General features: G+C 60.6%; 10 protein-coding genes. 8 read left to right on the top strand and 2 right to left on the bottom strand.

The features are described 5' to 3' along the window. From EN745_RS18950 to EN745_RS37650, 4 genes are all read left to right on the top strand, one after another. Positions 1-494: ATP-binding cassette domain-containing protein (locus tag EN745_RS18950; RefSeq protein ID WP_127421994.1), on the top strand; the 494-nt coding region annotated here is incomplete at its 5' end. A gap of 242 nt (positions 495-736) precedes the next feature. Continuing rightward, a complete protein-coding gene (locus tag EN745_RS18945; protein WP_127421993.1) occupies positions 737-1,384 on the top strand; it encodes a class I SAM-dependent methyltransferase in 648 nt (215 codons plus the stop codon). 73 nt (positions 1,385-1,457) lie between these two features. After that, the gene (locus EN745_RS18940) at positions 1,458-3,776 is read left to right on the top strand and encodes an AAA family ATPase (RefSeq protein WP_348630967.1); all 2,319 of its coding nucleotides are present in this window, start codon (positions 1,458-1,460) and stop codon (positions 3,774-3,776) included. Beyond that, positions 3,776-4,825 (top strand): hypothetical protein, encoded by a 1,050-nt coding sequence (locus EN745_RS37650; protein ID WP_348630966.1) that lies wholly within the window; start codon positions 3,776-3,778, stop codon positions 4,823-4,825. Before EN745_RS18940 ends, EN745_RS37650 begins: the two co-directional genes overlap by 1 nt. A 116-nt stretch (positions 4,826-4,941) precedes the next feature. Here EN745_RS37650 and EN745_RS18935 read toward each other — a convergent pair whose 3' ends face one another. After that, positions 4,942-5,589: a TetR/AcrR family transcriptional regulator gene (locus tag EN745_RS18935; protein ID WP_127421992.1), complete on the bottom strand. Its 648-nt coding sequence runs from the start codon at positions 5,587-5,589 to the stop codon at positions 4,942-4,944. A gap of 200 nt (positions 5,590-5,789) precedes the next feature. On the opposite strand from EN745_RS18935, the gene EN745_RS18925 reads away from it, so the two are divergent. From EN745_RS18925 to EN745_RS18915, 3 genes are all read left to right on the top strand, one after another. Next, positions 5,790-6,683, top strand: a complete 894-nt coding sequence (locus EN745_RS18925; protein WP_127421991.1) for an NAD(P)/FAD-dependent oxidoreductase — start codon at positions 5,790-5,792, stop codon at positions 6,681-6,683. Between the two features lie 161 nt (positions 6,684-6,844). After that, a complete protein-coding gene (locus EN745_RS18920; protein WP_127421990.1) occupies positions 6,845-7,132 on the top strand; it encodes a hypothetical protein in 288 nt (95 codons plus the stop codon). A 146-nt stretch (positions 7,133-7,278) separates the two neighbouring features. Then, complete coding sequence (locus tag EN745_RS18915; protein ID WP_127421989.1) at positions 7,279-8,172, top strand: HNH endonuclease; 894 nt, start codon at positions 7,279-7,281, stop codon at positions 8,170-8,172. A 375-nt stretch (positions 8,173-8,547) separates the two neighbouring features. On the opposite strand, the gene EN745_RS18910 is transcribed toward EN745_RS18915, so the two are convergent. Further along, positions 8,548-9,429, bottom strand: a complete 882-nt coding sequence (locus tag EN745_RS18910) for a hypothetical protein (RefSeq protein ID WP_127421988.1) — start codon at positions 9,427-9,429, stop codon at positions 8,548-8,550. Positions 9,430-9,605: 176 nt separating this feature from the next. Here EN745_RS18910 and EN745_RS18905 point away from each other — a divergent pair, with 176 nt between their 5' ends. Beyond that, complete coding sequence (locus EN745_RS18905) at positions 9,606-11,342, top strand: hypothetical protein (RefSeq protein ID WP_127421987.1); 1,737 nt, start codon at positions 9,606-9,608, stop codon at positions 11,340-11,342. Positions 11,343-11,507 lie beyond the last annotated feature (165 nt).

Raw genomic sequence — 11,507 nt, 5'->3', positions numbered from 1 at the left:
ACATCCCTTCCGGCACGCTGCGCCGCGCCGTCGCCTATCCCGCCGCCGCCGACAACTGGACGGTCAAGGAGATCAACGCCGCCCTCGACAAGGTCGGCCTCGCCTATCTGGCTGCCAGGATCGAGGAAGATGCGCCATGGGACCAGACGCTGTCGGGTGGCGAAAAGCAGCGCCTCGCCTTCGCGCGCCTGCTCTTGCACAGCCCCGATATCATCGTGCTCGACGAGGCGACTTCGGCACTGGACGAGAAGAGCCAGGACAAGATGATGCAGACCATCATCCACGAACTGCCCAAGGTCACCATCATCAGCGTGGCGCACCGCGCCGAGCTGGAAGCCTTCCACAGCCGCAAGATCACGCTCGAGCGCCGCAAGGGCGGCGCCAAGCTGGTCAGCGACATCGAGCTCGTGCCGCGCAAGGTCAAGCGGAATGTGTTCCAGCGCGCCCTGTGGGGAAGCGGCGCGCGGGGTGGAGCGCGGCGTGAGGTCGAGTGAGATGGCAGGGCATCGCATATGGTACTCCCCGCTTTGTGAGGGAGAGGAAACGCCAACCACCGTGGTCGCGGCCCTGAAAGGCTTGGGTTCCTCTCCCCTATGAATTGGGGAGAGGCGGCCGCGCAGCGGCCGGTGTGGGGGGCTGGCGCCGCCATTTTTGCCGGGATTTGGGCCAGCCCGGCCGGTTACCTCGCGTTCAGCTCCGCCGTGTAAGGAGTTCGGCATCCGGAGGCGGCTGGCTCATGTTGGACAACTACGAGGTGGACCGGTTTGGCGTGATCCGCCAGATCGACTTCACACCGATCAAGTACGACAAGCAGTACATTTCCTATTACGAGGACCTCAGTGACCGGACCATCAAGCTCGGATACCAGCGGCTTGGCTGGGTGCTGGGCATCACCGGCGAGGTTCCTCGGTCCGTGCTGGAAATCGGATACGGCACCGGCACCTTCGTCGAAGCCGCGAAGATAACCGGGGTCGCCGATTGCGCCGGCTGCGACATCGCCGAGTTTCCGCTGCCCAAGGGCGTTCGCTTCGTCGATTGGGATGAGGCGCTCGCCAGCCAGTGGGATCTCGTCGCCATGTTCGACGTGCTCGAACACATCCCGGATCTGGGTTTCCTCGGCCGCCTTAAGACCCGGCACCTGGCCGTCGCCGTTCCCTATTGCCGCTGGCGCGAGCTCGGCGCCGACGGTGACGCGTGGTTCCGAACGTGGCGTATGCGTCTTCCCAACGAGCACCTGCACCACTTCGATCGCGACTCGCTGGTGGCGCTGCTCGCGCACAACGGCTTCGAATGCGTGACGCTGAACTCATTCGAGGACGGCATCAGGCTGCGCCCCGGCGAAGCGGGTCCGAATATTCTGTCCGGCTTCTTTAGGAAGTTGTAGGTGGGTTCCCGGTCCTAGACAGGCTGTCTCCCCTGGTGGATCATGCGTGGGTAGGCAAGCCAGGGGCGCCGCCATGGACGTCGGAGATTGGCTGCGGAGGCATGGCCTCGAACAGTATGAGGCCGCCTTCCGCGAGAATAAGATCGACGACACGGTCCTGCCGACGTTGACGGCCGAGGACCTGAAGGATCTTGGCGTCGGATTTGTCGGACATCGTCGTAAGCTGCTCGACGCCATCGCAGCCTTGCGCGCTCAAGTAGCTGCACCAACGTTATCCGATGCGCCTCTGGCAATCGACAATGCCGCGAAGGACACCGCTGAGCGCCGTCAGGTCACCGTGATGTTCTCGGACCTTGTCGGCTCGACGGCACTCTCGGCGCGAATGGACCCTGAGGATTTGCGGGAGGTGATTGCGGCCTATCAGAAGTGCGTTGCCGAGGCGGTGCGTCGCTTTGGCGGGTTTGTGGCCAAATACATGGGCGACGGCGTGCTGGTGTATTTTGGCTATCCAAAGGCGCATGAGGACGACGCGGAGCGAGCCGTGCGGGCTGGGCTGGCGATCGTTGATTCGATCGCAAGGCTCGCGATCCCGGCACAAGGTGGGCTTGCGGTACGCGTCGGCATCGCAACGGGGCTGGTGGTGGTGGGCGATCTCATCGGCGAAGGAGCGGCGCAGGAGGAAACGGTGGTTGGCGAGTCGCCGAACCTGGCGGCGCGGCTGCAGGCATTGGCGGGGCCTGGCGAGATCGTGATCCCGCTCGCGACGCGCCGACTGCTCGGCGGGCTGTTCGAGTTCGCCGACCTCGGCTTGCACGAGCTGAAGGGGTTCGACGCCCCGATCCGCGCGTGGAGAGTGCTTCGCGAGAGTGCCGCCGAGACCCGGTTCGAAGCGCGCGCGACGAGCGGCCTCGCCCCCACGGTCGGGCGCGAGCACGAGCTTGCTCTGCTGGCGGAGCTCTGGAGCAAGGCCGCGTCCGGGGAGGGGCAGGTGGTCCTGCTCTCCGGTGAGCCCGGCATCGGCAAGTCGCACCTGATTCAGGCGCTGCGCGAGCGCCTGCGCGACCGGCCGCACATCCGCATCCGCTGCCAGTGCTCGCCGTTCCACGCAAACAGCGCCCTTCGCCCGTCGATCGTCCAACTCACCCGCGCGGCTGGCTTCCACCCAGACGATCCGCCGAGCGTGAAACTCGACAAGCTGGAGCGCCTCCTGGCGCGGTCCACAGACAAGGTCCGGGACGACGCCCCTTTGTTGTCGGCGTTTCTTTCGCTCCCGGTGGGCAGCCGCTACGCACCCCTGAACCTCAGCCCCCAGCGCCAGAAGGAGCTGACCCTCGAGGCGCTGATCCGGCAGCTTGTTGGCCTGGCGGCCCGCCAGCCCGTGCTGTTGGTTTTCGAAGATATCCACTGGATTGATCCAACGTCGCTGGAGCTCCTCGACCGATTGGTCCCGCAGATCCCCCGCCTTGCAGTCTTGGCGGTCTTCAGTTTCCGCCCTGAGTTCGAGCCGCGGTGGATCGGCCACCCGCGGGTCACCTCGCTCGCGCTGAACCGCCTGAGCCACCGGCAGGGTGCCGCCCTGGTGGAGCGGTTGACCGGTGGCAAGGCGCTGCCGGACGGGTTGCTTGAGCAGATGGTGGCCAAGACAGACGGCGTGCCCCTGTTCCTCGAGGAGGTGACCAAGGCGGTCATCGAATCCGACGTGTTGACCGATGAAGGCGACCGTTACGCGCTCGCGGGCCCGCTGCCACCGTTGGCGATCCCTGCAACCCTGCAGGATTCTCTGGTGGCGCGGCTCGATCGGCTGGTGGCGCCGGCGCGGGAGGTTGCGCAGATTGGCGCCGCCATCGGCCGCGAATTCTCTTATGAGCTGCTGGCGGCTGTCGCGCAGCGCGGGGAACGGGAACTGCAGGGCGCCCTCGACCAGCTGATCGGCGCCGAGCTCGTGATCGCGCGCGGTCGGCCGCCGCATGCGACGTGCATCTTCAAGCACGCATTGGTGGGAGATGCCGCCTATGCCACCTTGCTGCGCAGTCGGCGCCAGCAACTGCACACCCGGATCGCCCACGCGCTCGAGCAGCATTTCGGCGAGGTCGTCGAACACGAGCCCGAGATCGTGGCTCAGCACTATACGGCTGCAGGCCTCTCGCTTCAGGCCATCGGCTATTGGCAGCGCGCGGGAGAGAGCGCCAACGACCGTTCGGCCAACGATGAGGCCCAGAGCCATCTGCAGAAAGCGCTGAACCTGATCGAAACGCTCCCTGCGGGCCCGGAGCGCCAGCGGCGCGAGCTCGCAGCGCTAACGGTGCTGGGCCGCGTGCTCGCCGCCAGGATGGCTACGCAAATCCCGAGGTCGAGCAGGTATATTCTCGCGCGCGCCGCCTTTGCGAGCTGATGCCGGAAGATGCGGACGTCTTCCCGGTTCTGCTCGGCCTGGCCATCTACTCGGCCACGCGCGCCGAACTCACGTCGGCGCACGAGCTGAGCGGACGGCTTCTTGACCTTGCCCGGCAGAGCAACGATCCCGTGTGGGTGGTCGAAGCCCACTATGCTCGGGGGGTCGGCTTTTCCTGGCGCGGCGACTTCAGGGAGGCACGCAAACATCTGGAGCTGGCCTCTGAATCGTATCGCCCACAGCGACATCGAGCGCATCTCGCCCTCTACGGCCAGGATCCCGGACCGATTTGCCTGTGTCGTGGGTCGGCGGTGCTTTGGCACCTCGGCTACCCCGACCAGGCGTTGGCCCGGATGGAAGACGCCCTTGTCTTGGCCGAGCGATTGGCGCACCCCTTCAGCCGCGCTTATGTGCTGACATGGGCAGCATGGTTACGACTGTTCCGACGCGAGGTGGCCGAAGCCGAGGAGCGGATCGACCGTGCGCTCACCTTCGCGACCGAGCAGGCGTATCCCTTTTGGACCGCCATGGCCGCCCAGCAGAAGGGCTGGCTCTCGGCGAAGCAGGGCCATAAGGAGCGGGCGATCGCCCAGATTGAGGATAGCCTGGCCCGGATGCAGGCCGTCGGAACGCACGTGACGCAGGCATACGCGATGGGACTGCTCGGCGAGGTGCTAGGCAGTGTCAATCGCGCGTCCGACGGCGTGCGCCTGATCGATCGGGCCCTCGACCAGGTGAGCCGGACCCGCGAGCAGTGGTGCCATGCCGAATTGCTGCGGCTCCGGGGTGCCCTATGCGCTGCCGCGGAACCAGGCGATTGCCGCGAGGCTGAAATCTCGTTCCGCCAGGCGATCGAGCGGTCTCGCGAGCAAGGTGCCAAATCCTGGGAGCTCCGCGCCGCCACATCGCTTGCGCGCCTTTTGGCCGAACAGGGCAAGCGCGCCGAGGCACATGACCTGCTGGCGCCGACCTACGGCTGGTTCACCGAGGGCTTCGACACGCTCGATCTGAAAGAGGCCAAGACCCTGCTCGACAAGCTGGGGGCATGATCCACATGCCAGCCATGCAATGTCCGGTCCTGGCGCATTCCGGACACCGATCTCGCGCTGAGTCAGTGCACGCGTTCAAAATATCAAGCGAGTAGTCCATCGCGGCCTCGTCCCGGCTATCCGCCCGCGTGTTCGTTGCGACCGTGAGCCGCGATGAACATGGCGACAGCCGACCGGCAATAGGATTCGATTTCGTCATCGTCCTCTGCTCTCGCCTCATCAAATCGTGCAATAATCAGAAGATCGGAGCCTTTGAAAAGTGCGGCAAACAAGCGGGCGGACCGGAGAGGATCGGGTACGTTCAGCACCGCCTTCGCGTGCAACTGACGTAACAGGGTCTCGATTTGGGCGACGATATGGGCAGGGCCGGCTTCGTAATGGACTTTGCTCAACGACTTTTGGTTCGGCGTGTCGGCCATGACCATGGCTTCGACGTTGCGGACGTCTGGGCGCAGCAGCGTGCGAAGCAGCGATGATCCCACCGCCATAAGCTGATCCTCGGCCGAGCCATCGACGCCTTCAAAAAGCGCCTGTGGGATTAGCTGCTGACAGCGGGCCGCAAAGGCCGCGCCAAACAGCGCCTCTTTGTTCTCGAAGTGCTTGTAAATGCTGAGCTTCGATATCTTCGCTCGCTGGGCGACCTTGTCCAATGTCGTCGCTTGAAAACCCAATTCTGCAAAGAGTTCGCCTGCGGTGTCGACAATGGTTTGGCCAAGCGCCTCATTGGCGGGCCGGCCACGCCGGCCTCGACTATTTTCGGTCATCTCAATTACAGTCCTTGACAGTATCGTTATTCATGAATTACGATACTACGCAGTTTCAGAAATTCCAAGAGTGGATTTTATCGTGTCCTCCAAATCAGGATTGCCTTGGCCGCCCACCGATATCGAATGCGCATCGCTGGACGATTCTGCGCGCCAGGCTCAGCCCAACCCGCTTCATCCGCAACACGGAGCCCATCACCATGGATGACGTCATCATTATCGGCGGCAGCTTTGCTGGCCTTGCCGCCGCCCTGCAACTCGGCCGTGCCCGCCGCAAGGTCACCGTTCTCGACACTGGCCTGCCGCGCAACCGCTTCGCCGGCCACTCGCATGGTATGCTTGGTCACGATCACAAGCCGCCGCTGGACATCCTAGCCGAGGCGCGCCGGCAGTTGGCGCGTTATCCTGCGATCAGTCTGGTCAACGCTCGGGCCGACAAAGTCTCCGGCGGCATCGACGATTTCTCCGTCCTCATGGGCGATGGCGAAAGCCTTGGGGCGCGTCGGCTGATCCTGAGCTATGGCATCACGGACCAGATGCCCGATGTGCCGGGGTTTGCCGAAAGCTGGGGCACGTCCATCGTGCCCTGTCCCTATTGCGACGGCTTTGAAGTCGCCGGCCAGCATTGGGGCCTCGTCTGGTCCGGCCCGCAGTCGCACAATCAGGCCAGGCTGTTCCACGATTGGACTGACAGGTTGACGGTCTTCGCCGATGGTCACGACATCCCGACCGATATCCGGGCCGATCTGGAGCGTCGCAACACACCTATCGTCGATGGCCGGATCACTGAAATCACCCGTCGTAGCGGCCGTAATCCCACCCTCAAGCTCGCTTCCGGCCGTGATGTCGCTGTCGACATTCTGTTCGCACATCCGCGCAACAAGCCGTCCGCCGGCCTGCATGAATCACTGGGCCTCGCCACGGCCGCTACACCCCTTGGCATCGTCCTCAAGGTTGATGAGCGCCGCGAAACCAGCATGCCCGGCATCTACGCCGCGGGCGACCTCACTAACCCCATGATCCCCTCGGTCACCACGGCATCGTGGCAAGGCGCGATGGCGGGCATCTTCGCCCAGCAGTCGATGCTGGTTTGAGAGGCGCGCCTGGAATCACCTTGTTGCAAACGTTCAAATTTGAGCTTCCGCACTCATGCTTTGTCGAGAGTATCTCCTTTAGTCTCCTAGACCTTCTGCGCCGTAAGTTTGGCCGTTTTGCATCGCCGTCGGCGACGATGACGACGAAATAGGAGAACGCAATGACTCGCAGTCACGTTGAACGTCTTGGAGAGTTCAGGGAAATCCTCGTCGCAACTCGACGCGAAGGCGTCCGTAACGTGCACCATACGCGCGACGCAATGCGGGCAAGTGGCTTCCAGATCGGAGACAGCGATGGCTCCAGCTACGGTGCCCAACTGAAGGCGCTCCAGGAGGAAATCGAGGCAGTCGACCGCGCCATCGAGGACGAGAAGCGGCTGGCCTTGACCATCGAAAGCCCGGCTCCATCCCGCCGACAGACCAAGCCGAGAATCGTGAAGGGGACGTAGAGCCAGGTACTGGCGCTCAGCGGGGTGGGGTGGAATCGCACCCGTGTGCTCGATACTAGGGGAAAACCTGCGCCGGCCTGGACTAAGCTTTCAATTTCAGGCTGTATCCGCTCTGAGGCACTTCCACGGAAGCATTGTAGAAGATCATGGGATTCGGGGTCTTCATTCACCGCTCGGATTCGATCTACGACGACAGCCCCGCTGAGCAATACCAGTTCCCTCGCCAGTATCTGCGCCGTGTCGAAGCATGCGTCGGCGACTGGATCATCTACTACGAACCCAGCAAGGTAAGCGAGACTCGCGGCTATTTCGCCATGGCCAAGGTCCAGCAGGTCATTCCCGATCTTACAGCGCGGGGCATGTACCTTGCCTTGATCGAGCCCGGCACCTACCTCGACTTCGTCAATCCTGTTCCATTCAACGGAACCGATGGTCTGGTCGAGCGGGGCTTGCTGAACGACGAGGGAAAGATTTCCGGTCGCGCCCAATCGGCCGTCCGCGCCATCAGTCCAGCCGATTTCAGTCGCATCGTCGATCTCGGTCTGGATACCGACGAATTGCTGCTGCCGCGCGTCGATGAGGTCGATACCGGCCTTCAGGAAGAGCAGGCGCCATTCGAGTTCGAGCAGACACGCAGCCGCGTTAGCTACCTTGGCTCGCGCATAGTCAGGGACCGCATCTTCCGCCGTATCGTCCTACGCGCCTATGACGAGCGCTGTGCGATCACTGGATTGAGGCTGATAAACGGCGGCGGCCGGGCAGAAGTTTCCGCCGCCCATATTCGGCCGGTCGAACAGAATGGTCCGGATATCATCAACAATGGGATCGCGCTGTCTGGTACGGCGCATTGGATGTTCGATCGCGGGTTAATCAGCCTCTCCGACGATCTGGAAATCCTGATCTCGCGTCAGGTCAATGACCTCGAGAGTGTGCAGGGGTTCATAAACAAGACGCGCCGCGCGCTGTCGCCGCGCCGACAGTCCGAACGCCCGCATCCGCGCTTCTTGCGATGGCACCGCGAGCACTGTTTTAAGCAGTGAGGCCATGTAGGCTTAGTTCTGAGCCGGTTCCCTTGCCAAGCCGGAGTGACTAGGGCCAATCATCTTCTGCAAGCTCCCGCGGGGGGCCACCCGAAGCCAGCTGCCAACGACCAGAGCTGGATTTTTCGTACAATTGCGCCTTTCCCCAGCCCACGGTTGGTGAATATTTGAACGCGCATACTACACACAAATTTCCCCATGGCGGATCGGGTTGTGCCGATGCTGGCCCATCGATCATGTACTGCTGATCTTCCATCGGTCGGGAGCACACGTCGCAGTTCGTGATTTCTCCGTGCCACTGTAGATCCCCCCACTCCCGCGTTTCAGAGAGGGCAATTTGATCAAAGTGATTCAAAGCGATTCGGTACTTCCCATTCATTTGAGAATCCCGTTGTCTGGAGCGCCAAGAAATAGTGGCGAGGCTATTGCGATTTGGTTGCGTAGATCGACCTGCTTGATGTGCACCAAACCCATCACCTTCAATATCCCTCCACTTAAGGTGGCGTATGCGGTATTTGTTGTTATCCATCGAGGATCGATCAGGCAGAATAGCTTCCACTCGCCGAAATTCTTGTAGATAACGCATTCGAGCCTTTTCCAGGCCGAAGTGGGATCGGATTGATCGCGTATCTTCTTGCTCCGAAAAAGCGAAGGCCCTGAAAACCAATAAGACCCAATCCTAATCTCGTCGATTTTCGTATCATCGGTGAGTTCATTTGCGTAGAGTTCTTCATGGTTTAACACGTCAGTGTAAGACGCCATGAAGCGCCCTGCCTGGAAGCCGAGGTCTCTGATTGACGTTGCGTTTCCGAAAGAAACTGTTGGCTTCGCAATGGAATTTACCACTGCATACATGTCGGCTCGCGGAACGTTGATGTAGGATAGGTAATGGAATCTGGGACGCTGGACGGGCCCGGCTCCCAGAGATGATTCAATCCAGGAATAATGGTCTTCGCGCATTTGAAGCAATCGATCTACGGAATATCCTTTTGGTTGCTGGTCCACTTCACTGTGACACGTCTTACACAACAGGATCAGGTTTTGTGCGCAAGCGCGATCCGGGTCAGATTTGGAAGACGTTCCTCGCGGCCCAATGTTGGAGAATGCGACGATGTGGGCGTCATCGCCCAACCGAGCTTTCTCACCAAGCTCGTTTTCAACGAACACCTCTCGGCGGCATTTGTTGCAGCGCCCACCTGACTGTCCAATAACGAAGCGGCGATCAGCTTCGCTTATCTTTGCTCGGGTTCGCCGCATGTAAGAATCCTGCACAGGAGAAGATCACGAGTCGAAATTTAGTGAACAATGGTGATTTATATAGGCACCAGTAAGCTCAGGTGCCCGCTAATTCCCAGTGAAATTTTTGGTCAATGTGATGCACATCGTGTCTTTGGCCTGAGTCAGGCGTCTAGCCCCGGTAGGAGGGATTGAAAGTGTCAACAGCGTTGGTGCGGGAGCAGATAGCCAGCTTCCTGAAGTCTCCAAAGCCCGCGGTTCTCTGCGTCCGGGGGAATTGGGGCACCGGCAAAACCTATACGTGGAAAACGGCCCTAGAGGAGGCGGCGACGAAGCCAGGCGGCATCGCTTTGGAGAAATATGCCTCCGTCTCCCTGTTCGGAATAAACAGCGTTTCTGACGTGAAGCAGGAACTGATCCACGAGACAATATCCCGCGAGCGTATCGGGAAGGAGTTCAATCCCGAAGACGTGAATAGCATCTACCAAGAGGGACTCGCCAAGCTTACCCGTGGTGCTTCCTGGTTTGGCGGGATCTTTGGAGATGGTTACGTCAACGCTGGCGTATCACTGATGTCCCTCTTCATCCGTAAACGCCTGATCTGTATAGACGACCTAGAGCGGAAGGGCGAAAGCCTCCGAAGCGCTGACGTTCTCGGCTTGATATCCCAGCTTAAGGAGGACCGAGACTGCAAAATCGTCCTGCTGCTGAATGATGAGCAGTTGGAGGACAAGGACGAGTTTGAGAGCTATTTGGAGAAGGTTGTCGATATAAACCTGCGCTTTAAGCCTACCCCCGAAGAAAGTGCCACAATCGCGTTGAAGGACCCTGAAGGTTCCGCGGAAGTCGCCGAGATGGTCCGCAATAACGTGACGAAGCTTGGGATCGACAACGTGCGGGTCATCCGCAAACTACATTCGTTCGTTCTACAAATCGAGCCGCTTTTGAAAGGGTATGCGCCGGGCGTCTTTAAGAGTGTCGCACTCACTCTTGTGCTGATGGGATGGTGCCACCTTCAGCCAGAATTTGCGCCCAGCAAGGATTTTCTGGTTCGCAGAAGGGGGATTTTTTCTGACTATATTGCGAAGGAGAAGGGGGAATTCACACCCAAGGAACTGCAATGGACGCAGCTTATTGCAAATTACGGGTACAGCCACACAGATGAGTTTGATGTAGCCCTGCTTAGTGGCATCGAGGACGGCTTTTTCACCAAAGCGATCATCGATGCTCATGCCGCCGAGCTAAACCAGCGCGTCGAAGCCGATTTAGCTTCCATAGAGTTGCGCGACATATGGCGGGATTTTCACAACTCTTTCGACGGCGAGCTGGATGTCCACCTGGAACGATTCACGGAATGCATCACAAAGTATGGGAAGTTTTATTCGCTCAACGATATGCTCGCAGTGGTGAACATGTTCCGAGACCTGGACCGGAACGCCGCTGGCGACCAACTGCTTGACCTTTACCTCGAGGCCCGGAAAGAGGTGAAGGGCGCTTACGACTTCCACGACGTGGAGCTGTTCGGGACTAGGCTAGATCAGGATATTAAATCGAGGCTCCTAAAATTGGACGCGGGGCAGAAGCCGGCGCCCCCGGTAGAGGAGTTGTTCCTATTGCTGGCCGACGAAGGCCACAACAGGAATATTACTGAGCGGTTGGCAGCGCTTCCCGTCGAGGAATATGTCCGGGTTCTGAAACTCCACAAAGGCGACAACTTCAGAGCAATGCGTGCCGGCCTCACTCAGTACAACAACCTGCTCAATCCCGACGAGTTCAACATCCAGATCATGCGAAAGGCCAACAGCGCCCTCCAGCAGATCGCGCTCGAGAACCCGCTTAACAAGTTTAGGGTCAGCCGCTGGGGTATCGCAGAGCGACTTGCAAGAAATCCGCAGGCTCCCGCGCAGGATGCCCAGCCAGCGCAAGCAGGCTAGACCGCCCAGTGCCCGTCGTCGGTCGCCATGGAGGAGCAGGCGCCGAAGCGTCTCATCCCCCTTGCCAACCCCGCCGCCTTCCCCTAATCTCCCTCTGAGAAAACCTTTTCCCAAATCACCCTTCGCTCGCTGACCTCATCCGTCATCACCGCGCAGGGCGATAAG

It is taken from the genome of Mesorhizobium sp. M4A.F.Ca.ET.022.05.2.1 (genome assembly GCF_003998845.1).
GTDB lineage: Bacteria > Pseudomonadota > Alphaproteobacteria > Rhizobiales > Rhizobiaceae > Mesorhizobium.
This window is presented reverse-complemented; position numbering and strand designations above follow the sequence as displayed.